The sequence below is a fragment of the Flagellimonas nanhaiensis genome (assembly GCF_003382275.1).
Taxonomy (GTDB): domain Bacteria; phylum Bacteroidota; class Bacteroidia; order Flavobacteriales; family Flavobacteriaceae; genus Flagellimonas; species Flagellimonas nanhaiensis.
This window is the reverse complement of the sequence record NZ_QTJX01000002.1, coordinates 375,731-398,712: the sequence shown is the minus strand read 5'-3', so window position 1 is coordinate 398,712 and position 22,982 is coordinate 375,731. Positions and strand designations below refer to the sequence as shown.

Sequence of the window (22,982 nt, the reverse complement as noted above, 5' to 3'; positions counted from 1 at the left end):
ACAATTGTCAGCTTTTGAGGTCGTGGAATCACTAATTTTGTGATTCAATATCAACCCGTGTTGAAGACAGACCACAAAGCACTGATTTTTTCATCACTTTTCATAGTCCTGATTATGATGAGCAATCTTCGCTTTTCTTCCATGTATGTGTATTATAGCATAGATCAGGAAGGATTTATAGAAAGGCTTTGTGAAAATAGGGATAGACCAGAACTTAATTGTGATGGTAAATGTATGCTTTCCCAAATGCTAACGGCCCAGAGTGATGAAAATGAACTTCCTATGCCGGCCATAGGTTGGGAGCAGATACTTGTCTTTTACATGGATGCTCCCAAGTATTCGTTTTCAGATTCAAAAGAAGCGCAGCAAGTATATTATCAATATACCAACAATTATTCCTTCAATTATATTTCTTCTTCGTACAAACCCCCTATTGTTTAAGGCTTACATACAAATCGGTTTTTAGACCGTAGACCGTATCGGTATAACCTTAAACAATATCAAAATGAAAAATATTACGATAACAAAACTTATGGTTTTGTTTTTTGGGACCGCAGTGTCCTACGCGCAGGTTGAAACTGCGCAAGACTCCCTAATGCAAAAAACCGTTAAGCTGAGCGAAGTGGTGGTTGAGGGAGAACAAAAATCTGACCCCGTTTTCTCAATGGTGGAAAGCGAACACTCCAAGAAAATTGTCCAACCCAAGAATGTTGCGGACCTTTTTAAGGACATCAATGGTTTTGCATTGATCAAACGAGGCAACTATGCCATAGACCCTTCCTTTCGCGCCTCTCAGTATGAACAATTGAACGTTCAGTTCAATGGAGGGACCAAGGTTATGCATGCCTGTCCCAACAGAATGGACCCAATTACTACTCATGTCATTCCCGAAGAAATAGAAAGGATAGAAGTGGTCAAAGGGCCGTATACCTTTAGGTATGGAGCCACCTTTGGCGGGGTGGTCAATTTGGTTACCCACGAAACCGACAAAGGAGAAAAAGGGTACCATGGAAAAGTAAACTTTGGTGATGAAACCAATGGAAACTCAATTACCACCTTGGCCAATGTTAAATATGTACACGAAGATTTTGATGTAAATCTTAATGTTGGCTATCGCGATTTTGGAAATTATGAAGATGGAGACGGTAATGAAATACCTTCATCTTTCAAGAGTACCGACTATGGTATTCAAGTAGGGTTCAACCCAAATGAAAAGCAACGTTTTCTTGCTGAGTTTAGACAATCCTACGGTAGGGATGTGCTACATGCCGGTCTTCCCATGGATACAGATGAAGACAACAGTACAGTAGCTTCTTTGGATTATAAATGGGAAAACGCAAACGGAGTCCTTAGACAAATAAGCGCCAAAACCTATTTTTCTCAGGTTGATCATATTATGTCCAATACAGACCGCCCAAGTTTTATGCGCGTGGATGCTGTTTCCACCGTTGATGCCACTACTATAGGAGGCCGGGTAGAGCTAGAGTGGAGACCTAAAGAGAACTTTAAACTTTTCACGGGAGTGGATGCCTTTTCCGTTGGAAGGGAAGGTCAAAGAGTAAGATCGATGAAGCTTAATATGAACGGAGACCCGCTACCAATGCCAATGGAATTTGTGGACGATGTATGGCAAGATTCCAGAATTGATGATTTTGGTGTTTTTGTGGAAGGAAAATATCCGCTTGCGGAAAAATGGTTGCTCAACATGGGCATGCGATATGATATGGTCCGTTCAGACATCAACGCTCCTGCGGACGATTTTGTGGCGCTATATCCCGAAGTGGGAAGTAGAACAGAAAACAATATAAGTGCAACGGCCTCCATGAAGTTTATGGCATCTCCAGATGTTTTGTTTGAATTTGCCTATGGTAGAGGAGTGCGTTCTGCCAATATGATTGAACGGTTCATAAACCACTTCAATGTAGGGCAAGACCCATACGAACATGTAGGTAACCCGTTTTTGGATGCCGAGGTCAACAACCAATTTGAATTGGGAGTAAAGGCCAAAAAGATTTTCTCGGATTCGTTTATTGACCGAGTGGATTATGGAGCATCAGCATATTATTCTTTCTATGACAACTACATTGCTCCCTTGATTGATGAGTCGATTCAAAAGAAATATATGCCCATGGCCCCTCCTCAAGAGGTAAAAAGATTCACCAATGTGGACGAGGCATATAAAACAGGCTTTGAAGTATTTGGGGAAATCAAATTTTTGGAAGATTTCAACCTAAAGACTGAACTAGCCTATGTATACACAAAAAATAAAGATTTGGATGAGGCCTTGCCTTTGACGCCTCCATTGGTCACTCGATTCAATTTTGGATACGAGCGGGAAAAACTATGGGCTAGGGCCACCTATACCCTTACCTCGGAGCAATCAGACATTGCATCCTCCTTTGGGGAGCAGGTTACTGATGGCTACGGTCTTCTGGATTTTAGATTTGGAGCAAAACCGTTCAAGCATTTTACACTCGGTGTAGCTGCCATGAACATTTTTGACAAGACCTACAACAACCACATGAATTTTTCTTTTGTAAACCAAGCTGATTTCGGAAGGGTTCCAATAAACGATCCCGGCCGAAGCTTTTCAGCATTTGTACAATATAGTTTTTAGTTGTTCTTGACGATTGGGGCAGGTGATTTTAGATTATCTGCCCTTTTTTCTACATCGGATTTTCCAGGATAACAATATCCTTTATAGAGTAAACATAATCCTTCACTCGAGTGTCGGTTATGGTCTTTTGGATTTCTTCCTCTGAGACCATTTTAGGGTCAAATTCTACCATGGCCATTCCCGTCTCAAAACTCACTGTCGCCTTGTGGACACCTTTTATCTTGCTAAGATTTAGCTGAATGGTATCTGCGCAACCTTCTTGGCACGCCATACCATCAATGGTTATTTTGGCAAGGCTCACTGATGGAATTTCTTTTGAAGAGCTTTGTTCTTTTGTGGTTTGTGCACCAACAAAATGAACAGACAAGAATAAAAACAACAAGCAGGAAAGGAGTTTGATTTTCATGGATCTTATTTTATTACATAACTGCAATTTACCTGTTCTATTTTCTGAATTTGTGTTTTTTTCTGGAAAATCGTTTAGATGTCAAAACAAAAAGGGTAAATCCAGAGAGAATGGTGAAAAGACCAAATACGGCAAATGCCCTCAACAACAAGTTGTTAAAATTGTCGCGTCCTTCATAATCCATGGTGTGCAACATCCATAAAAAATCAAAAGCGCGCCACTTGTTACTCCTAAACGTTTGTATGCTCCCATATTCTGGAGAAACATAGACCGTAGTGTTGGCAGGTTCCCCAAAAGTAATAGCATAGGCAGGTAACGGCCTTCCTCTATATTCGTGGTGCTTGCCACTTTCTGTTAAATAGGTCACTTCTGTTAGAGGGGCATCCACAGCCAAACCTTCTTTGGCCATTTGTACAGCTTCATTTTCAGATAAAGGCTTTTTTAATTCTCCGGTAAGGGCATGGGTAAGCACTACCTTTCTTTCTCCTCCAGAGTTGTAAACAATCCTATATATGGGATCATTAAGAATGGAGGTTAGCTCCAATGTCAAAATACTGTCTTTAGGAATATTTTCTTTCAGAAGAAACTGGGAAGGGGAGACCAGAGTGTCGTTCAAAGAAGGTAAAATGTGTTTTTTCTTGAGATGGTCTCCTCGAATTTCATCAATGTTCGTCCAGCTGAAATAGAGCCCTCCAATGGTCCATAGAAAAAACTGTATTCCTAAAATGGCACCCAGATAGCGGTGCCATTTTCTATTGAACTGTATAAATTCTCTTTTAGTCATACGAAAACATGTAGAGTATAAAAATAGGTCATAATTTGGGGTTGATAAACAAAAAAAGGCGCTCATTTGAGCGCCTTTTTAACAGGTTGTTTTTTTATTCAAAATCTGAAGCTGAAACCCCTTCGTTGACCTTGATTTCCTTTACCTGAAAGTCAAAACTTTGTGGTCCTACTGTCTGAACCATCTTAAAAGGAAACATTATTCCAGAGACTTCTCTATAATCTTCATACTCCAATGTATTGGTCATAGGTTGTCCTTGGGCTTCTTCTATGTTGGTCTCCTTCAGCTTAAGTCCGGTTTCTACATCATAAAAGACCGTTTTTTTCTCCGTAATCTTCAATTTGTAGGCTTTTTTGCCACCTACAGGCTCAATTCCTTCAACCGTGATATTCCCAACCGAAAGATAATTCAGCTCGGGAAATGCAGCAGATTCTTCCTTTATTTTTTCAATTTCTTCTGGGGATAAGTCTTTACGCTGACCTTGGGCCATCATATATCCCTTGTCTCCATCCAAAACTTGTTTTTGCATGGAATTGCCCATTACTTTGATATCCTGCATGAATTGGTCTTTTGCGGTTTTCTTCATCTCCAATTCAAGGGTCATGCCCTGCATTTCGGCCTCAGCTAACATGGCATAAGACTCCACGCCCTCCAGTTTAGTTTTTCCTCCAATCACTTCAATATATTTTTCCAAGACCGTGGCGGCTGTTAACCCTTCGGGAAGGGCAACATCATAATTGGGTTCTTCGGTTTTGCTTGCGTATTTATTGTAATAGAGAACCGGAACTTTCTTGTCATTGAAGTTCACCTTACCAAGGTTTTCCAGCACTTCGCTTCCTTTTCCTGTAACGACCACTCTTGCGTTGGTGGTGGAGAAATATTTTTGTGCAGCTTTTTGTACATCGTCCTTGGTCACCGCCTCTATTCGCTCTAGGTAGGTTTTATAGAAATCCTTAGGAAGGTCTTCGGTCTCAATGTTCAGTGCATAATTGGCAATGGTCTCCGGGTTTTCCAGAGCCATCACAAAATTTCCGGCATACTTGGCCTTTGCATTGGTCAGTTCTTCATCGGTCACGGGTTCATTGGTGATTCTATTTATTTCGTCTAGAATTTGTACCACAGAACTATCCGTAACGGCATTTCTGACCTGGGCATAGGCATTGAATCGCATTGGGCTATATTTATTGGCGCGGATACCAGAATAAGACCCATAGGTGTAGCCTTTATCTTCCCTAAGATTTTTGTACAATCTGGCCTGTGAACCTCCTCCCAATATTCTATTGACTAAAAGGGCATCCAAATAGTCTTCATCCTTCATTTTGAGTTCCGTAATATTTTGCACCGCCACTTCGGATTGCACAGCATTGGAAACGTCTACAAAATTGATCTGAGTGTACTGCGCATCCGTGGGTTTTGAATAATTAAATGATGGCGGAACTGCCTTGGTCCATGGGGTGAAGAATTGTGTCACTAATTCTTGAACATTGTCAAATTCCACATCACCGATGATCACTAAATAGGCATTGGCCGGTACAAAATAATTACGGTAGTGCTGCTCCACATCAGCTAAAGAAACATTGTTTACCGTTTCTTCCGATGTTATTTCACCATAGGGATGGCCTTTTCCGTATGCCAGTGCCAATTGTACACGGGTGGCAATTGCGGAAACGTCTTTTTCCTCTGATTTGATTCCAGTTAAAATCCTGTCCTTTTCCTTATCGAACTCTTCTTGTGTGAAATTTGGATTTAGGGAAGCATCGGCCATAAGTTCCAAAACTCTAGGAAAGTACTTGGATAGACAACTTGCTGATGCTCCTTGGTCTCCAATACTGATGGAAGCACCTAGAAAATCAACCTCCTCATAAAAATCATCCTTAGGGATGGATTTTGAACCTTTGCCCAATAGGCTTGAGGTCAAATCGGCCACCCCAGCTTTGTTTCCTTGTAAAATGGGAGGGTTGTCAATGGTCAATTGCATCCGAACTCGTGGCAGTTTATGGTTTTCTACGACCATGACCTTAAGTCCGTTCAATAACTCAAAACGTGCAGGTTCTTGAAGATTTATCTCGGGAGCTGGTCCACGTTCGGGCTGTTTTGTCCTATCAATTTGTGCATGCGAAACGAACACAAAAAGAGATAGCAGGGTAAAAACTATATACTTTTTCATCTTAATTGGCATCTTTTTGTTCGGGTAAATACTCTAGCTCTACGCGTTGGTTCACCTTTAAATATTTCTTGGCTACTTCCCTAATTTCTTCTCGGGTAATGGAGCGGTAAATGTCAATTTCTGTATTGATTAGGTTGGTATTGTCCCTAAGCATGTAGTTTTCTGCTAAAGAGTTGGCAATACCGGCAATACTGCTGTTGGCATTTACAAAGTTGTTCTCAAACTTGTTTTGAAGCTTCTGATAATCTTTCTCAGAGATGAGATCGGTCTGTATTTTAAGAATCTCAGCATCAATTTCGTCTTTAATATCCTGGATTGAGTTTTCTCCAACAGGCAATCCTCCTACTACATAGGAGCTGTAATCCTCGGCATCAATTGGCACCGAAAAGATTTGAAGCGCAATCTTTTTCTCGTCCACCAGCTTTTTATAAAGCTTGGAACTTTCACCATCGCTCAGATAGGTAGATATCATATTGATTACATACGCATCCCTTTCAGCCTGACCAGGAGTTCTGTAGGCAAGTAGAATTGCAGGAATCTGTATGTTGGGGTCATGATACGTGTCCATGATGGTATTGGTGATGGGCTCTTCCTTAACCTCGTTTCGTTGGATTTCGGCCCCTTTTGGAATAGGACCGAAGTAATCCGAAATCATTTTTTTGGTCTTTTCCGTTTCAAAATCCCCGGCCACAACCAGCACGGCATTGTTGGGAACGTAAAATGTTTTGTTGAATTCCTTGAAATCATCCAATGTGGCACTGGCCAAATGGTCTAAAGAACCAATAACCCCCCAGCGGTATGGATGTTTGGTATAGAGATTTTTTAGGAGCACCTCAAAGAAAGCTCCGTATGGGGAGTTGTCAACCCGTAGTCTCCGCTCTTCCTGAACCACTTCTTTTTGGGTGTCCACGCCAACTTGACCAATAATGGGGTGCATCAAGCGTTCGGATTCCAGCCAAAGCCCGACCTCCAAACTGTTTGAAGGGAAGGTTTCGTAGTAATAGGTCCTGTCCAAGAAGGTATTGGCATTGCCACTTCCTCCATTAGAGGAAACTATTTGATCCCATTCCCCACGTTTTATGTTCTTGGTGCCCTCGAACAAGAGGTGTTCAAAGAAATGGGCAAATCCTGTTTTCTCCGGATTTTCATCCTTAGAGCCCACATGGTACATGACCGCAGTGGTAACTACCGGTGCTCCATTATCCTGATGAAGAATTACATGGAGTCCGTTGTCCAAATCATATTCCTCAAAGACCACCTTTTGCGCAATGGCAAAATTGCCCATGAGAAATACGAAAAGTGCTATTGGCAAATATCGTTTCATAATAAAGCAAATTGATTTATTGTAATAATTGGATAAGTAGAAGTTTTTGGATTGATGTTACGCTAAATATAGACAAAATTTGAAGGTCTTTGAACATCCTTTTTGGTCTTTAACAGGAAACGTATGGCATAATTCACCAACATTTGTTAAATTAAAGGGCGTCCATAAGTTCAACATAATGAAAAATTTAACCCTGCCCATTCGTTTTGGAATAGTCACCAGTGCTGTTCTAATCGCCTATTTTTTAATTCTTTCCCTAATGGGAAAGCACACCAATGTTTTTTACAGCCTTTTTAATGGAATAATCACAGGTTTTGGGATATATGAAACCATAAAGTACACCAAGTTAAGGGAAGGGAAAGGGTTTACCTATGGTAAAGGTTTTATGGCCGGTGTTACCATGGGTTTTGTGGCCACTTTGGTGTTTACCATCTTCTTTGCCCTATATAGTACCGAATTGAACAATGTATTTTTAGATCAACTCTCCGCTGTTTGGGCCAAGGACTACAAAAACTTTCAAGGAATAGTTTTTTTTACGGTAGCCGTTATGGGGTTTGCCACAACCTTGGTTTTGACACTTTCCTTCATGCAGCTGTTCAAAACGTCCAATAATCCAGGAAAATAATCCGTCAAACAGGGTAATAATACTTGTAGATTAAGGATTTAGGAGTATATTTGCACCCGCTAATTTTGATAAAGCGGCTTAATTTTAATCTAATCAAAGCATTATGTACGCAATTGTAGAGATGGCAGGGCAGCAATTTAAAGTTGCAAAAGACCAGAAAGTGTACGTTCACCGTTTGCAGACAGAAGAAGGTAAAAAAGTTACTTTTGATAAAGTTCTTCTTTTGGACGATGGTGGTAACGTTACCATTGGCGCCCCGGTCATAGAAGGTGCGGCTGTTGAGGCCAAGGTGGTAAAACACCTAAAAGGAGATAAGGTAATCGTCTTTAAAAAGAAGAGACGTAAAGGATACCGTGTTAAAAATGGACACAGACAATCCTTGACTGAGATTGTAGTTGAGGGTATTGTGGCCAAGGGAGCCAAAAAAGCAGCTCCGGCCAAAGCAAAAGCTGAAAAACCAGCTGCTGAGCCTAAAAAGAAAGTAGAGAAAAAAGCTGAAGCACCTAAGAAAGCTGCTGCTCCAAAAGCAACGGAGGATTTGAGCTCCAAGACTGTTGCTGAGTTGAAGGAAATGGCAAAAGCCAAGGAAATTTCAGGGTACTCTTCAATGAAGAAGGCTGAATTGATCGAAGCGCTAAGTAAATAAGAAAGAAAAGAACTAAAATTTATATATCATGGCACATAAGAAAGGTGTAGGTAGTTCAAAAAACGGTAGAGAATCAGAATCGAAACGCTTGGGCGTAAAGATTTTTGGTGGTCAGGCTGCTATTGCTGGTAACATTATTGTAAGACAACGTGGTACCAAGCACAATCCTGGTGATAATGTTTATGCTGGAAAAGACCATACCTTGCACGCCAAGGTAGATGGTATTGTTAAGTTTGAAAAGAAAGCTGGTGGAAAATCCTTTGTTTCCATTGAGCCTTTTGAAGCTTAGGTAATAATTTCACTTAAGATATAAGAACTCCATCCTTTAGGATGGAGTTTTTTTATTCTCAAAAAGAACCTGCAATAGATTAAAACTTTATTCTTCTTTTTCTTGCGGTAATCTCCCAAGTATCAATTTTCTTACCGTCTTGTACCACCGAGACTTCATCATGCAGATTGATGGTCGGACAAATGTGATAGGGGACCCCATAAAGGACATCACCGACCTTTATGCCCTCCCAGTCTTCCACTTTGAGCACCCCATGTTCTTCGCTTTGGGAGAGTAACTCATACCTGTCCAGATTTAGAAATTTGACCCGTTTGTCAATAGGGTTTTCAGCCGCTACGGACTTGTGCCCTAAATCTACGGTAACAATCCCCTCCGTAGGTTTGGAGATAACACGGGTTACCAATAGTGCAGCATACTTAAAGTTTTGCTCCGTAAGTTTTTCACCATAACCCCAATCCCAAAGCACACAAGTTCCGGGACTGGTAATCCGGGTTTCATTTTTTAGGTGCGAAGTAAAGGAAGGCGTTCCTCCACAGATCATTTGGATATGGGGAAACATTTTCGCTAGCGAATTAAAATAGGAAGTGACTTCTTCAAGTCCCTTTTCAATTTTCTGATTACGTTCGGAAAAATTACTGTCCCGAAGGTGACCATCATACACATGAAAACCTTGAAAACTGAGTGCATTGCAGGTATCCAAAGAAGAGATTAAATCCTCAAGCCCAGAACCAATTTTAATCCCGGAACGATTCATTCCATTGTTGATGTCAATATAAATACTGACGGTTGGGCCCTTGTCTTTTGCTTTTTCATTGAGAAGTTGGGCGATTGAAACATCATCTATGATTGTTGAGAACTGAGTGGATGGAAAATGAGACATCAATTCCAGAAAACGGGCTATTTTGGGCCCAACCAACTGATGGGCTATCAACACCGAATTTGCCCCAACTGATGCGGCCATCTCAGCTTCGGCTATGGTAGAGGCCTTAAAATTGGTAATCCCTGAATTTAAGAGCAGTTGTATTATCCCAGGCATTTTGTTGGTTTTTATATGGGGCATTATCCTATCGGAATTACCTTCTACCAGCGAGAGCATCGCATTGATGTTATAGTTCAAATGTTCCAAGTACAAGGCAATTGACGGGGAATCTACCGTTTCCACATTTTTAATGTCATACCAATTTTTTGTCATTTTCAGCTGAGTTGGGTTTTAATATGTGATTGGCTAAACAATGTAGGGATTTACATAGTAAATCCATGTTTAAGTGCTAAAAACTTTCCGTCGGGTTTACTTCAAAATATCTCGAACAATTTTCAAATGATGACGGGTATGAATTTTTAAAAATCGGATGGATTGAGTCTTATCCAATACCTTAAAGTATGGGTGTTTAAAATGGGCCTTATCTTTTAGTTCCCCAAATTTCTTTAGATTCTCCCGCGCTTGTTCCAATTGCAAATGAAGGTTTTCCGTCAGAATTATCTCTGGAGGCCGAACAGATTTTGGTGCCCTGGCCACTCCTCTTGGGATGATTCCAGAAGTAAAGACAAAAACGCGAGAAAAGCTAAAACTCCGCTTGTACTCTTTCGGATTAGATGATTTCAATACCTCATATATCCGGTTGATGGTCTTAAGACTATGATCCAGGTGCCACGCCACATCTCCAGCAGAAACCTTTGCGTTTTGTTGGTCTCTTAATGGGATGAAGTCCGCAATTTGTAAAAATTGCTCATCTAAAAAAGTAGAGTTGTCTTTTGATATCTGCGTCACAATTAACGTGGCTAGTATTGTTGTCAAAGCTACCAAAAAGACATTCATTGCCCAAATAACCAAGTGATTATACTTGACATACAATTCTTCCCTTTCCCTCACCTTTTTATGAAATTAAGAACCTTTACTGAAATTGTGAACAATGGGAAAATCATTTGTTACTTAATTTTAATCCTTAGTTTTTTAAAGAAGCGTTTGTTCGATTTTAAATGTTAAATCTCCAGACTCGTGTAACAATTTTTAATTATCGACTACCAACGGTAGTCGGAGGCCTTTTCTCCATATCTTAGTTGATGATTTCATTTAAAATTCAAAAAATGTTTAAAAAACTTGGCTTGTATGCCTTTACCTTAGGAATGCTTGTTTCTTGTGGCCCAAAGAACTTATCCAATGATTTGGCAGTTAGCAATCCCATTAAAGCCCATCTAGATTTGGTAAATATTCAAGATGACAAGGTCACCGTGACCATTGATCCTGGTCGATTTGTTCAGGATACCGTCATCTATAGATTGCCCAGAGTGGTACAGGGAACCTATGCCGTTTCCGACTTTGGAAAATATATCGAGGAAGTAAAAGCTTTGGACTATGATGGCAATGAAATGGAGTTTAATAAAGTGGACACGAATAGCTGGATGCTAACCTCCGCAAAGAACCTGGACAAAATCCAGTACGCGGTTAATGACACCTTTGACCAGGAGGTGGATGGAGGTATTGGAGAGGAAGTTCCCTTTTCCCCTTCGGGCACCAACATTGAGCCCAAACAGGTCATGTTGAACCTTCACGGTTTTGTGGGGTACTTTGATAATCTGAAAAACAATTCATATCAAATTGATATCACCTCGCCAACAAACTTTAACTATACTTCGCCATTACAGGAGATTCAATCTGCCCAAAGTGAAGATGGAGCTTCCAAAAGTTCCACTTTTCTGGCCAACCGCTATTTTGATGTAACGGACAACCCAATGATGTTTGGAGAAACAGAGGTCGAGGAATTTATGGTCGGGGACATTAAAATTGTGTTGAGTGTCTTTTCTCCGAATGGAGTGCACAAGGCCTCGGAAATGAAAAAGACCATGGAGGAGATGATGCAAGCGCAAAAAAAATATCTGGGCGATTTGAACAGTACACCCCGATATGATATCCTGGTTTATCTATCCGATACCCAGAAAGAAGATGCCCCAAAGGGATTTGGAGCATTGGAGCACCATACCTCTACCGTGGTTGTATTGCCCGAGCAAATGCAGCCGGAGGCCTTGGCAGAATCCATGATTGATGTTGTGGCCCATGAGTTCTTTCATATTGTCACTCCCCTTTCCGTGCACTCTGAGGATGTACATTATTTTGACTATAACAATCCCACATTCAGTAAGCATCTTTGGCTCTATGAAGGGGTAACAGAATACTTCGCACAGCATTTTCAAGTTTATGAAGGATTGATCGATCAAGAGAAATTCTATGTCCGTACAATGGAGAAAATTAATACGTCCAAGTCCAGTTATGACGACACCATGAGCTTTACTCAAATGAGTGAGAACATCTTGGAAAATCCTTATAAGGATAACTATGCCAATGTGTACATGAAGGGATCTTTAATTGGTATGTGTATAGATATTTTGATGCGAGAGCACAGTAATGGCAATCGAAGCCTAAGATCATTGATGGGAGAACTCTCGACCAAGTATGGAAAAAATAAGCCATTTGTAGATGATAATTTGATAGCCGAGATAACTGCAATGACCTATCCTGAGGTTGGGGAGTTTTTGAACACCAACGTGGTGGGCACTACACCCATTGATTATGACAAGATATTCGAGAAAGTAGGGCTACATTTTGGTGAGGCCGAAGTAGAAACCAATTATATTCAAAACGCAGGGAATTTAATTGTTGGAGGAGATCCAATAAAACAAGCAATTAAATTCAATGAGCTTGTTGCCGAAAACAGCTTTTGGAATGACAACGGGGCCAAGCCAGATGATATCTTCAAATCCATTGATGGAACGGAGGTGAGTTTGGCAAATGCTAACCAAGTTTTTGGTGATGTGTTAACCTGGAAACCCGGTAGGGAGATTGAAGTGGTCCTTTTGCGGGGTGATGATGAGATTGTCATAAAGACTACAACAACACCCACCTATACCAAAGCCACTACACTACTTGAAAACCCAAATGCAACGGAAACGCAAAAACAATTGCGTAGCGCTTGGTTGAAGGGATAATTTTGAATCAACAGAAAAGAAAAGGCCCCAATCTTTAGATTGGGGCCTTTTCTTTATTAAATCTTAGAAGATTAGTATCTATAGTAATCCGGCTTAAAGGGACCTTCAACAGTCACTCCAATATATTCTGCCTGATCTTCTTCAAGTTGAGTAAGCTCTGCTCCTAAACGGGCCAAATGAAGTTTCGCTACTTTTTCATCCAAATGTTTGGGAAGCATGTACACTTTATTCTCGTACTTATCTGGATGGTTCCAAAGCTCAATTTGTGCAAGGGTCTGGTTAGTAAACGAGTTACTCATCACAAAACTTGGGTGTCCTGTGGCACAACCTAGGTTGACCAGTCTACCTTCGGCTAGAACAACGATATCCTTACCATCAACAGTGTATTTGTCAACTTGAGGCTTTATTTCATCCTTGGTATGGCCATAAGCTTCATTTAACCAAGCCATGTCTATTTCGTTGTCAAAATGTCCAATGTTGCAAACAATGGCCTTATCCCTCATAGAACGGAAATGCTCCTCTCGGATGATGTCCTTGTTTCCTGTAGCGGTGATGACCACGTCCGCATTTTTAACTACGGACTCCAATTTTTTTACCTCATAACCATCCATACAAGCCTGAAGTGCACAAATAGGGTCAATTTCAGTTACGGTTACAATGGCCCCAGCGCCTCTAAAGGATGCTGCTGTACCTTTTCCAACATCACCATAACCAGCAACAACCACACGCTTTCCGGCCAACATGGTGTCAGTGGCTCTTCTTATGGCATCAACAGCGCTTTCTCGGCAACCGTATTTATTATCAAATTTGGATTTGGTAACAGAATCGTTCACATTGATGGCGGGCATTGGCAAGGTGCCATTTTTCATTCTTTCATATAACCTGTGCACTCCTGTAGTGGTTTCTTCAGATAGTCCTTTGATTGCAGTTGCCAATTCTGGATATTGGTCAAGCACCATATTGGTCAAATCTCCTCCATCATCCAAAATCATATTCAAAGGTTCTCGGTCTTCACCAAAGAACAAGGTCTGTTCAATACACCAATCAAATTCTTCTTCGGTCATTCCTTTCCAGGCATAAACCGGGATGCCAGCAGCAGCAATTGCCGCGGCCGCATGATCCTGTGTAGAGAATATATTACATGAACTCCAGGTCACCTCTGCTCCAAGAGCCACCAAAGTTTCAATTAAAACAGCGGTCTGAATGGTCATGTGCAGACAACCCGCAATACGGGCACCCTTTAGGGGCTGCTCGCTCCCATATTCTTCACGCAAGGCCATAAGTCCCGGCATTTCCGCCTCGGCCAGCTCAATTTCTTTTCGTCCCCAGTCCGCCAAGGAAATATCTTTTACCTTATAGGGTACATATGGAATTGTCTTTGTGCTCATACTTAAAATAAATTTACTTTTGTAGCTTCGCTTTTTTAGCGCAGCAAAGATACAAAATCACTTAATTTATAGTCGTGCCCTTATATAGAACCATTACAGTTTCTCCAACTACAACGGCATATATCTGGAAAGTGGAAGAGCCCGAAGGCATACTTTCGGATGGAATTGTATTGACCCCTTATTGTCAAAGAAGGATGGATGGAATGAAATCTGAAGCTCATCGAAAAGCATTTTTGAGCATCCGACACCTTTTGGGGGAAGCAGGCTATGAGGACAGTGACCTTGTATATAACGACTTTGGTAAACCCCATTTAAAGGATGGCAATTATATTTCCATTACACACTCACATAATTTCACAGGAATTATTATCAGCAGTACAGATGAGGTGGGAATAGATATAGAAAAGCAGCGGGAGAAGATTCTTAAGATAGCATACAAGTTTACCCCTCTTGAAGAGTACAGAACATTGGCCAATACCGAAGCGATCATAAGAAAGCTGACCATTGTGTGGGGAGCAAAGGAGTCTTTGTACAAGATTTATGCGCAGCGCAGCTTGAGCTTTTTAAAACATATTGATGTTCTTGACTTTGCCTTTGATGACGCAAGAACCGTAGCTGAAATCCGTTTTAAAGGTCAGAAATCCCATTATGAAATTGAGTTTTTGGAATTTGAGGGGTTCACATGTGTATATGCATTAAAGATGATGGGTGGTTGAGAGTAAGCTTTTTAGTAGCTTTGCCCTCGATAATTGAATTCCTCCATGAAAATATCGGTAGAACTTACCTTGACCCCGTTACAAGACGATTTTGAACCTCCAATCATTGATTTTATCAAGAAATTGAGGGTTTCTGGACTTACGGTCCTCGAAAACCCACTCAGCACCCAAGTCTACGGAGATTATGATCAGGTAATGACATTGCTTCACACAGAAATACGGGAAACTTTCAAAAATTTGGATCATGTAGTACTGGGTATGAAAATCGTAAAATCTGACCGAAGCCAATATGAACCCCATTTTTGATTTTTTTATAGGTCCCTATGAGGAAAGGCAGCTTTCATTGATCATTTTGGAAGCCACTGCATTTTTCTTCGGCATAGCCAGCGTAATATATGCCAAGAAAGAGGATATTATGGTGTATCCCACGGGTTTGGTGGCAACTGCTATTACCACATACATATTTTTTGTGGACAGATTGCTAGGGGACATGATGATGAATTTTTATTATTCCCTTATGAGCATTTATGGCTGGTGGAATTGGGCCAGAAGAAAGAACAATAGGGATTATGTAATTCAAATATCAAGGACCACTAAGCGGGAAAAATGGATTGGGTTTGTATTTTTCTTGGCCACAATATTGGTAACCTACGGAGTCTACAAAGGCTTTGGAGCTGAAATTGGCCCTACCAACTATATTGATATATTCACTTCTGGGGTCTTTTTTACGGCAATGTGGTACATGGCCAATAAAAAACTGGAAAACTGGACGCTTTGGATCTTGGGAGACCTTATAACCGTACCTTTGTATGCTTATAGGGGATGGGGAATGTTCTCCTTACAATACCTAATTTTTACAATATTGGCCATTCAGGGATATCTAGTATGGAAGAAAAGCTTGGACAAGAACCTTCAGACGTCATAAAAGTGGTCCTTTTTGGACCGGAATCCACCGGGAAGACTACACTTTCGGAACAATTGGCAAGACAATACAACACTGTTTGGGTACCAGAATATGCTCGTGAGTATTTGCAGAACAAATGGAACAATGAGCGCAAAACATGCGAACCCAAAGATCTTCTGCCCATAGCAAAAGGACAAATCAAGTTGGAAAATGAGTTGGCAAAAAAAGCTACTGATGTATTGATATGCGATACCGATTTGTTAGAAACCAAGGTATATTCCGAAGCGTATTACTTGGGGTATTGTGATCCGGAATTGGAAAAATATGCGCTAGAGAACACGTATGACCTATACTTTTTGACCTATGTTGATATTCCTTGGGAAGCGGATGACCTTAGGGACAAGCCCAATGAGAGGGAGGAGATGTTTGAATATTTCCATGACACTCTAAAAAAATATAATCGGAATTTCGTTATCTTGAAGGGAGATAAAAAAACAAGACTCAAAACAGCGGTTCAACACATAGATAAACTTCTTCAAAAGCATGATTGATTTCAGTCAAAAAGACCTCCAGCAGCTTCAAAAAAAAGGCATCTCCAAAGATAAAGTCATCAATCAAATACAAACGTTTAAGGAAGGTATTCCTTTTGTAAAGCTGGTTAGACCTGCAGTGGTATCCGATGGAATCCAAAGATTTTCTTCTGAAGAACAACAAGAATTTGTCCAGTATTTTGAGGACAATAAAGAAAAATTGGACTTGCTAAAGTTCGTTCCAGCTTCCGGCGCAGCTTCAAGGATGTTCAAGGCCATGTTCAATTTTGTTGAAGCTTATAATCCTTCCAAAGAACCACTTTCAGAATACATTGAACGTACTGGAGATTCTGCGGTACAGCAATTTGTGGAACAGATGCTAAGCTTTCCGTTTTATGAATTAATTATGGACAGAATCGAGGGAAAAGCTTCGAATTCAGATGAAGAAGCCCATCTATTTGTAAAGGAAATGCTTATGGAGGATGGCCTTAACTACGGGTTTTACCCTAAAGGATTGCTGCCTTTTCACAAGTATGGTTCAGAAAGTGCCACCCCTTTTCAGGAACATCTAAAGGAGGCGACGCTTTATTCTGCGGCAAAAAATAAGGCCAATCTGCATTTTACGGTTTCCGAACAGCATGAGGAAATGTTCAAAGACGAAGAGAACAAGGTTGGGCCAAAGGTTGCTGAGTCTTCTGCAATAAAATTCGCAGTGTCCTATTCACAGCAAAAACCCTCTACGGATACCATTGCTGTGGATATGGAAGACAAACCTTTCAAAAACAATGATGGTTCCTTGCTATTTAGACCTGGTGGTCATGGGGCGCTCATAGAAAATCTTAATGATCGGAATGCCGATATCATTTTCATAAAAAACATTGATAATGTAGTTGTTGAAAAAAATCTCGAAGAGATTTCAAACAGTAAAAAGATGTTGGCTGGGGTATTAAAAAAAGTTCAGAACACAGCTTTTACCCACGCAAAATCACTTGAAGGAGACAATGTAGGTCAAGCTCAAGTTGATGAAATCAAGTTGTTTTTGGAAAATGAGCTCAATGTTAGATTTCCAGAAACCTATGCGACTTCAAGCTTTGAAGATCAATGTGCTATGCTAAGGGATAGGATTAATCGTCCCATCAGAGTCTGTGGTATGGTAAAGAATGAGGGTGAGCCCGGTGGAGGTCCGTTTTGGATACAGGGTACAGATGGAAATACCTCCCTTCAGATAATAGAATCCGCACAAGTGGATATGTCCAATCCAGACCAGGCGGCTCTGTTAAGGAATTCTACTCATTTTAACCCGGTTGACCTTGTTTGCGGAGTGAGGAATCATAATGGTGAAAAATACAATTTGTTGGATTTTGTGGATTCCAAACAAGGATTCATCACAAGCAAAACAAAAGAAGGGAAAGAACTCAAGGCACTGGAACTTCCCGGACTATGGAATGGCGCCATGGCCTTTTGGAATACCATTTTTGTTGAGGTTCCTTTGGTTACATTCAATCCTGTAAAAACTGTGAATGACCTTTTGAAGCCTTCGCACCAGCCATAAGAAAGTCAAAAAATTAGAACAAAATCCCTTCCCTGGCGCATCGGAAGGGATTTTTTTGTGACTTATTGCAAAAAGAAGTGTCCAATTAATGAAAGCTAATAACAAATTACTAATGGATAGTTGTTCCATTTTAAGGATTTGAATTAGTCTAAGCGTAATAGCTTGGTTTTTTTCGGTTGGTTGATTTGGTTGAAGGCCGCACAAAGTGCGGCCTTTTTTTGTGACCAAAATTTTAAACGTGTGTCTTACTACCAGAGCACACAAATAATGATCTATAAAATTGTTTTGATAATTAGTTTGATATCCTTTTTGATCCCAATCTTCTTAATGGTTTTTTATTCAAAAGAAGGGCGAAAGAGAGGAAGGAACAAAAGATAATCCTTTTTGGATGATGCTATGCAAACACTAACCGTGCATTATCCATCTGCGTCAACCGAAAATGTTGACCAAGTAGAAAAGGCCGCAATTGCGGCCTTTTCGTTTTTTTGTTTGCTGATAGAATGTCATTTAAGCTCGCCTTCCTTTTAAATTGTACAGCTTTTATTATGAAAATTTGGTGCTAGCCATTACATTTGCCCCATCTCAAAGGGGTGCTTTTTTAAAAGGCTGAGATTATACCCAATGAACCTGGGCGGGTAATGCTGCCAAGGGAATGTGCTTAGCGCATCTTGGAATTTCAAGGTTTCTCTTTAGAAACAAAAAATCAAATATCAACAAGAATAATGACCCCTTTTATTCGTAACATTTTTTACGAATGAAACCGCTTTATTCAATTAATTTCAGGACTGCAGGACTATCTTGTGGTTCAATGCGACAATCAAAGAACAATAGACGATATCGCATTAAAAATTTATTCACAACATTGGCCCTTTTTGGGCTTGCGCTGACCATCAGTGCCCAAGAAAAACCAAAAGACTCTTTAGAGGGAAAAGAAATTGTACTCGATGAGGTCCTTGTCCAGGCTATTAGGGTAACCAAGGAGTTTCCAATTACCTTTTCAAATTTGGACAAAGAGGAGATAAGTCCGCGTAATCTTGGACAGGACATCCCAATTCTATTGAACTTAATGCCAGCTGTGGTTACCACTTCTGATGCAGGAGCAGGGGTTGGCTACACGGGAATTCGAGTTAGAGGAAGTGATGCCACTCGTGTTAATGTCACCATAAATGGTGTTCCGTACAATGATGCGGAATCGCAAGGAACATTTTGGGTAAACATGCCAGATTTTGCATCTTCTACCGAAAGCCTTCAGCTTCAGCGTGGTGTAGGAACGTCTACCAATGGAGCAGGTGCCTTTGGCGCTAGCTTAAACCTTTTGACCGATGCTTTTTCACAAGAGGCTTATGGAAGAATATCTTCGTCCATAGGAAGTTTCAACACTTTAAGGAACAATGTAAAGTTCAGTACGGGAATCCTAAACGAACACTTTGAATTATCAGGAAGGCTATCAAGGATTACCTCAGATGGGTATATTGACCGTGCCAGTTCAGAGTTGGATGCCTATTTTTTACAGGGAGTTTTCAAAAATGATAAGACCTTGATTAAAGCACTCCTGTTTGGAGGGCATGAGATTACGTATCAATCATGGTTTGGAATTGATGCTGAAACCCTTCGAACCAACCGGACCTTTAACCCTGCTGGTATTTTTACTGACGAAAATGGGAACACCCAGTTTTATGATCGGGAAGAGGATAATTACAAACAAGACCATGCACAATTACATTGGAGTCAGACCATTAATTCAGAATGGAATGCCAATATAGCCGTTCACTACACTCGCGGAAGGGGATATTTTGAGCAGTTTAGGGAAGATGACGACTTTGAAACCTACGGTTTTGAACCCATCAATGTAAATGGGGAAGAGGTAAACACAACAGATTTGATTAGAAGAAGATGGCTGGACAATGATTTCTACGGAACTGTTTTCTCGGCCACATATGATAATGGTACTCTAAAATTAATTCCGGGTGGAGGATACAATGTGTACAAAGGAGACCATTTTGGCGAAGTGATTTGGGCTCAATTTGCTGGTAATAGTCAAATACGTGACAGGTATTATGATGATAATTCCACTAAGACCGATTTCAATCTTTATGTCAAGGCTAATTATAAATTGAACGATAAATGGTCCGTTTTTGGAGATGTACAATATAGAGGCGTGGGATATGAGGCAAATGGTGAGGATACGGGTTTGGTTGATGACACCTTCAATTTCTTTAATCCCAAAGCTGGGGTAACTTTTGATTTGGATAGAAACAACAACTTCTATTTTTCTTATGCCAGGGCAAATCGTGAGCCCAATAGAAATGATTATGAAAATGGTAGCCCCAAACCAGAGAGGCTCAATGATTTTGAGTTGGGATGGCGTTACGTTTCTCCGGATTTTCAAGTGAACACAAACGTCTACTACATGCGATATAAAGATCAGCTGGTGCTTACCGGTGAACTTAATGATGTAGGTGCGCCGCTAAGGGCAAATGTAGGGGACAGCTATCGCCTGGGCCTAGAAATTGATGCAGCTATTAAGCTAGGGGACAAATTTAGACTTAACCCAAATGTTGCCTTGAGCAACAATAGGAATATCGACTTCTTTTTTCAGAGAGATGGGGAACTTCAGAATTTAGGGAATACCAATATTGCATATTCACCTAAAGTGGTTGCGGGCAATATTCTTTCGTTTATACCCAATGAAAATTTTCAAGTGTCGTTGCTTTCAAAATTTGTGGGCAAGCAATACATGGGAAATATTGATTCCGAAGGTTCGGTATTGGACAGCTATTCCCAAACGGATTTTAATGTGCAATACGTAGTGGAGACCAATGCTTTTGTAAAGAGCATCGTGTTTTCGGGATTGGTAAACAACATTTTTGATGCTGATATTGTTTCCAACGGGTACTTCTTCACTTATGATGATGATTTTTCTAATCCAGGAACCATAACCACTATTGAAGGAGCAGGGTACTACCCACAGGCAGGAACTAATTTTTTACTTGGAGCGACAATAAATTTTTAGCACTAACCATTGCTATTTAAGGGGATTCTTTACTTTTAAAGTATGTTGGAATCCCCTTTTTATTTTCAAGAAAATAAGCCTATTCGATGGGGAGTTATTGGATGTGGAAAGGTCACTGAAAAGAAGAGTCTCCCTGCGTATCAAAAAACTCCAGGTTTCCAAGTTGATATGGTGATGGGAAGAAATAAGGAAAGAGTTCTGGACTATGCCAAAAGGCATAAAGTTCCGGGTTGGACCACCGATTCCATGGAAATCATAGAAAACCCTAACATCGATGCCGTTTACATTGCCACTCCACCAGATTCCCATAAGTTTTATGCACTCCAAGTGGCCAAGGCAGGAAAGCCCTGTTGCATAGAAAAACCTATGGCGCCTAACTATCAGGACAGTCTGGCCATTTATGAGGCATTTACCAAAAAGAACGTACCTCTTTTCATAACCTATTACCGTCGGTCGTTGCCCAGATTTTTAAAAGTAAAACAATGGTTGGATGAAAATCTTATCGGGAAAGTAAGTCATATTCGATGGGAAAAAACCAAACTTCCCAATGATTTGGACATCAGTGGAAAATACAATTGGAGAACTGATAAAGAAGTGGCTCCTGGTGGTTATTTTGATGATTTGGCCAGCCATGGATTGGATTTGTTTTCCTTTCTTTTGGGCGACGTCAAAGAAGCGAACGGAGAAGCTACAAACAAACTAGGTCTTTATTCTGCCTATGATATGGTTTCGGGGTCATGGAAACATGAAAATGGTATTAGAGGAGAAGGTATTTGGAATTTCGGAGCCTCAAATAGGTTGGACAAGGTGGAGATTTTGGGAACTGATGGAACTATAACTTTTTCGGTTTTGGATGAGGCACCTATTGAGCTCAAAAGCTCTTCAGGGCATCAGACTGTGGAGATTCCCCACCCTGAACATGTGCAACAGTACCATGTGGAAAACATCAAAAACCATTTAGTGGGCAAAGCCCAACACCCTTCAATAGGGAAATCGGGTTTGCACACCAGTTGGATTATGGATAAAATCTTGAGTGCGATTTAGATACTACCAAAGTTGATGCACGTGGGATTTTATATACCTCTCATAAATTGAATTCACAGCGTTTGTTTGTTCCTGTGTAAGGGGTGGAAGGCCTGTAGCCTTAACATTGGAATGCAGTTGCTCAGCTTTTGAGGCCCCTGGGATGATACAACCTACTTCTGGAAAATCGAGAATCCATCGTAAAGCTATTGGAGCTAGATTTTCATATTCAGGAAACAGCTGCTTCAGTTCGTCAACGGCTTGCAAGCCAATTTCGTAAGGTACGCCAGAAAAAGTTTCACCCTTATCAAAACCGGCACCATCACGATTAAAAAAGCGATGGTCGTCTTTTCCAAATGTGGATTTTGACGAAAACCTGCCTGTCAACAGGCCACTCGCCAAAGGAACTCTCACAATAACACCCACATCTTTTTTTCGGGTCTGTTCAAAGAACAGTTCCGATGGACGCTGCCTGAACATATTAAAAATAATCTGTACGGTGGTCACATTGGGAAATTCAATCCCTTTTAAAGCATCTTCAATTTTCTCTACGCTGATTCCCAGGTTCTTTATTTTGCCCTCGTCCTTCAAACGGTCGAAAAGTTCAAAAATCTCCGGTCTATAGTAAACTTCCACGGGAGGACAGTGCAGCTGAATAAGGTCCAAACAATCCAACCCAGTATTTTTTAAACTATCCTCTACAAACTTCCTGAGGGCCTTAACTGTATAATTCTCATTCGTATGGGGGCTAAGCTGTCTCCCGCATTTGGTGGCCAAATAAACTTCTTCGCTTCTGGATCTAATTATCCTTCCCACAGCGGCTTCACTGGCTCCTGCCTCATAAACATCGGCGGTATCAATAAAATTGATGCCGGCATCTATGGCTTCGTTGATAATTCGTTCCGCTAAAACATCATCAAATCCAGAACCCCATTTGCCACCCACCTGCCAGGTTCCCAATGAAATTTCTGAAACGTTTAGTCCTGTTTTTCCAAGCCTTCTGTAATTCATATTTTA

General features: G+C 40.7%; 21 protein-coding genes. 13 read left to right on the top strand and 8 right to left on the bottom strand.

From position 1 onward, the window contains the following. The first annotated feature begins 57 nt into the window (after window positions 1-57). Together DX873_RS09280 and DX873_RS09275 are read left to right on the top strand one after the other, a co-directional pair. Entirely contained in the window at window positions 58-441 is a 384-nt protein-coding gene (locus tag DX873_RS09280; RefSeq protein WP_147296637.1) for a hypothetical protein, read from the top strand. Between the two features lie 64 nt (window positions 442-505). Next, on the top strand, window positions 506-2,617 hold the full coding sequence (locus DX873_RS09275) for a TonB-dependent receptor domain-containing protein (protein WP_181899459.1): 2,112 nt from the start codon (window positions 506-508) through the stop codon (window positions 2,615-2,617). 49 nt (window positions 2,618-2,666) lie between these two features. Here DX873_RS09275 and DX873_RS09270 read toward each other — a convergent pair whose 3' ends face one another. The 4 genes from DX873_RS09270 to DX873_RS09255 all read right to left on the bottom strand — a co-directional run bounded on the left by DX873_RS09270 (window position 2,667) and on the right by DX873_RS09255 (window position 7,298). Further along, window positions 2,667-3,023 carry a heavy-metal-associated domain-containing protein gene (locus DX873_RS09270; RefSeq protein ID WP_116184170.1) on the bottom strand — a complete coding sequence of 119 codons (357 nt, stop codon included), beginning with the start codon at window positions 3,021-3,023 and terminating at the stop codon, window positions 2,667-2,669. A gap of 37 nt (window positions 3,024-3,060) precedes the next feature. Beyond that, entirely contained in the window at window positions 3,061-3,807 is a 747-nt protein-coding gene (locus tag DX873_RS09265; RefSeq protein ID WP_116184169.1) for a hypothetical protein, read from the bottom strand. A 94-nt stretch (window positions 3,808-3,901) separates the two neighbouring features. Then, window positions 3,902-5,974 carry an insulinase family protein gene (locus DX873_RS09260; RefSeq protein ID WP_116184168.1) on the bottom strand — a complete coding sequence of 691 codons (2,073 nt, stop codon included), beginning with the start codon at window positions 5,972-5,974 and terminating at the stop codon, window positions 3,902-3,904. A gap of 1 nt (window position 5,975) precedes the next feature. After that, window positions 5,976-7,298 (bottom strand): M16 family metallopeptidase, encoded by a 1,323-nt coding sequence (locus DX873_RS09255; RefSeq protein ID WP_116184167.1) that lies wholly within the window; start codon window positions 7,296-7,298, stop codon window positions 5,976-5,978. Between the two features lie 178 nt (window positions 7,299-7,476). On the opposite strand from DX873_RS09255, the gene DX873_RS09250 reads away from it, so the two are divergent. The 3 genes from DX873_RS09250 to rpmA all read left to right on the top strand — a co-directional run bounded on the left by DX873_RS09250 (window position 7,477) and on the right by rpmA (window position 8,858). Continuing rightward, window positions 7,477-7,923, top strand: a complete 447-nt coding sequence (locus tag DX873_RS09250) for a DUF4199 domain-containing protein (RefSeq protein WP_116184166.1) — start codon at window positions 7,477-7,479, stop codon at window positions 7,921-7,923. Between the two features lie 103 nt (window positions 7,924-8,026). After that, window positions 8,027-8,569, top strand: coding sequence for a 50S ribosomal protein L21 (gene rplU / locus DX873_RS09245; RefSeq protein WP_116184165.1), 543 nt, complete (start codon window positions 8,027-8,029; stop codon window positions 8,567-8,569). 28 nt (window positions 8,570-8,597) lie between these two features. Next, window positions 8,598-8,858, top strand: a complete 261-nt coding sequence (gene rpmA, locus DX873_RS09240; protein ID WP_116184164.1) for a 50S ribosomal protein L27 — start codon at window positions 8,598-8,600, stop codon at window positions 8,856-8,858. A gap of 79 nt (window positions 8,859-8,937) precedes the next feature. Here rpmA and DX873_RS09235 read toward each other — a convergent pair whose 3' ends face one another. Together DX873_RS09235 and DX873_RS09230 are read right to left on the bottom strand one after the other, a co-directional pair. Continuing rightward, window positions 8,938-10,050, bottom strand: coding sequence for a D-TA family PLP-dependent enzyme (locus tag DX873_RS09235; RefSeq protein WP_116184163.1), 1,113 nt, complete (start codon window positions 10,048-10,050; stop codon window positions 8,938-8,940). A 96-nt stretch (window positions 10,051-10,146) separates the two neighbouring features. Beyond that, window positions 10,147-10,626 carry a DUF1569 domain-containing protein gene (locus tag DX873_RS09230; RefSeq protein WP_147296636.1) on the bottom strand — a complete coding sequence of 160 codons (480 nt, stop codon included), beginning with the start codon at window positions 10,624-10,626 and terminating at the stop codon, window positions 10,147-10,149. Between the two features lie 317 nt (window positions 10,627-10,943). On the opposite strand from DX873_RS09230, the gene DX873_RS09225 reads away from it, so the two are divergent. Further along, window positions 10,944-12,839: a M61 family metallopeptidase gene (locus DX873_RS09225; RefSeq protein WP_116184857.1), complete on the top strand. Its 1,896-nt coding sequence runs from the start codon at window positions 10,944-10,946 to the stop codon at window positions 12,837-12,839. A gap of 71 nt (window positions 12,840-12,910) precedes the next feature. Here DX873_RS09225 and ahcY read toward each other — a convergent pair whose 3' ends face one another. Continuing rightward, a complete protein-coding gene (gene ahcY / locus DX873_RS09220; RefSeq protein ID WP_116184161.1) occupies window positions 12,911-14,227 on the bottom strand; it encodes an adenosylhomocysteinase in 1,317 nt (438 codons plus the stop codon). Between the two features lie 74 nt (window positions 14,228-14,301). Here ahcY and DX873_RS09215 point away from each other — a divergent pair, with 74 nt between their 5' ends. The 7 genes from DX873_RS09215 to DX873_RS09180 all read left to right on the top strand — a co-directional run bounded on the left by DX873_RS09215 (window position 14,302) and on the right by DX873_RS09180 (window position 21,986). Further along, window positions 14,302-14,943: a 4'-phosphopantetheinyl transferase family protein gene (locus tag DX873_RS09215; RefSeq protein ID WP_116184160.1), complete on the top strand. Its 642-nt coding sequence runs from the start codon at window positions 14,302-14,304 to the stop codon at window positions 14,941-14,943. Window positions 14,944-14,988: 45 nt separating this feature from the next. Beyond that, window positions 14,989-15,249 carry a YkoF family thiamine/hydroxymethylpyrimidine-binding protein gene (locus tag DX873_RS09210; protein WP_116184159.1) on the top strand — a complete coding sequence of 87 codons (261 nt, stop codon included), beginning with the start codon at window positions 14,989-14,991 and terminating at the stop codon, window positions 15,247-15,249. Further along, on the top strand, window positions 15,233-15,868 hold the full coding sequence (gene pnuC, locus DX873_RS09205) for a nicotinamide riboside transporter PnuC (RefSeq protein WP_116184158.1): 636 nt from the start codon (window positions 15,233-15,235) through the stop codon (window positions 15,866-15,868). The genes DX873_RS09210 and pnuC overlap by 17 nt, the downstream gene beginning before the upstream one ends. Then, window positions 15,829-16,398, top strand: a complete 570-nt coding sequence (locus DX873_RS09200) for an AAA family ATPase (protein WP_116184157.1) — start codon at window positions 15,829-15,831, stop codon at window positions 16,396-16,398. Before pnuC ends, DX873_RS09200 begins: the two co-directional genes overlap by 40 nt. Continuing rightward, complete coding sequence (locus DX873_RS09195) at window positions 16,391-17,929, top strand: DUF4301 family protein (protein WP_116184156.1); 1,539 nt, start codon at window positions 16,391-16,393, stop codon at window positions 17,927-17,929. The genes DX873_RS09200 and DX873_RS09195 overlap by 8 nt, the downstream gene beginning before the upstream one ends. An 808-nt stretch (window positions 17,930-18,737) precedes the next feature. Next, on the top strand, window positions 18,738-20,942 hold the full coding sequence (locus DX873_RS09185; RefSeq protein WP_232520887.1) for a TonB-dependent receptor: 2,205 nt from the start codon (window positions 18,738-18,740) through the stop codon (window positions 20,940-20,942). A 42-nt stretch (window positions 20,943-20,984) separates the two neighbouring features. Continuing rightward, window positions 20,985-21,986, top strand: a complete 1,002-nt coding sequence (locus DX873_RS09180) for a Gfo/Idh/MocA family protein (RefSeq protein ID WP_116184153.1) — start codon at window positions 20,985-20,987, stop codon at window positions 21,984-21,986. 3 nt (window positions 21,987-21,989) lie between these two features. On the opposite strand, the gene DX873_RS09175 is transcribed toward DX873_RS09180, so the two are convergent. Further along, window positions 21,990-22,976 carry an aldo/keto reductase gene (locus DX873_RS09175; RefSeq protein WP_116184152.1) on the bottom strand — a complete coding sequence of 329 codons (987 nt, stop codon included), beginning with the start codon at window positions 22,974-22,976 and terminating at the stop codon, window positions 21,990-21,992. Between the last annotated feature and the right edge of the window lie 6 nt (window positions 22,977-22,982).

Excerpts from the sequence above, each read along its gene's own strand:
- DX873_RS09180 (WP_116184153.1), top strand. The coding sequence starts at position 20,985 with ATGTTGGAATCCCCTTTTTATTTTCAAGAAAATAAGCCTATTCGATGG.
- pnuC (WP_116184158.1), top strand. The coding sequence starts at position 15,233 with ATGAACCCCATTTTTGATTTTTTTATAGGTCCCTATGAGGAAAGGCAG.
- DX873_RS09225 (WP_116184857.1), top strand. The coding sequence starts at position 10,944 with ATGTTTAAAAAACTTGGCTTGTATGCCTTTACCTTAGGAATGCTTGTT.
- DX873_RS09235 (WP_116184163.1), bottom strand. The coding sequence starts at position 10,050 with ATGACAAAAAATTGGTATGACATTAAAAATGTGGAAACGGTAGATTCC.
- ahcY (WP_116184161.1), bottom strand. The coding sequence starts at position 14,227 with ATGAGCACAAAGACAATTCCATATGTACCCTATAAGGTAAAAGATATT.
- DX873_RS09250 (WP_116184166.1), top strand. The coding sequence starts at position 7,477 with ATGAAAAATTTAACCCTGCCCATTCGTTTTGGAATAGTCACCAGTGCT.
- DX873_RS09270 (WP_116184170.1), bottom strand. The coding sequence starts at position 3,023 with ATGAAAATCAAACTCCTTTCCTGCTTGTTGTTTTTATTCTTGTCTGTT.
- rplU (WP_116184165.1), top strand. The coding sequence starts at position 8,027 with ATGTACGCAATTGTAGAGATGGCAGGGCAGCAATTTAAAGTTGCAAAA.
- DX873_RS09275 (WP_181899459.1), top strand. The coding sequence starts at position 506 with ATGAAAAATATTACGATAACAAAACTTATGGTTTTGTTTTTTGGGACC.
- DX873_RS09200 (WP_116184157.1), top strand. The coding sequence starts at position 15,829 with ATGGAAGAAAAGCTTGGACAAGAACCTTCAGACGTCATAAAAGTGGTC.
- rpmA (WP_116184164.1), top strand. The coding sequence starts at position 8,598 with ATGGCACATAAGAAAGGTGTAGGTAGTTCAAAAAACGGTAGAGAATCA.
- DX873_RS09255 (WP_116184167.1), bottom strand. The coding sequence starts at position 7,298 with ATGAAACGATATTTGCCAATAGCACTTTTCGTATTTCTCATGGGCAAT.
- DX873_RS09210 (WP_116184159.1), top strand. The coding sequence starts at position 14,989 with ATGAAAATATCGGTAGAACTTACCTTGACCCCGTTACAAGACGATTTT.
- DX873_RS09175 (WP_116184152.1), bottom strand. The coding sequence starts at position 22,976 with ATGAATTACAGAAGGCTTGGAAAAACAGGACTAAACGTTTCAGAAATT.
- DX873_RS09195 (WP_116184156.1), top strand. The coding sequence starts at position 16,391 with ATGATTGATTTCAGTCAAAAAGACCTCCAGCAGCTTCAAAAAAAAGGC.
- DX873_RS09265 (WP_116184169.1), bottom strand. The coding sequence starts at position 3,807 with ATGACTAAAAGAGAATTTATACAGTTCAATAGAAAATGGCACCGCTAT.
- DX873_RS09260 (WP_116184168.1), bottom strand. The coding sequence starts at position 5,974 with ATGAAAAAGTATATAGTTTTTACCCTGCTATCTCTTTTTGTGTTCGTT.
- DX873_RS09185 (WP_232520887.1), top strand. The coding sequence starts at position 18,738 with ATGCGACAATCAAAGAACAATAGACGATATCGCATTAAAAATTTATTC.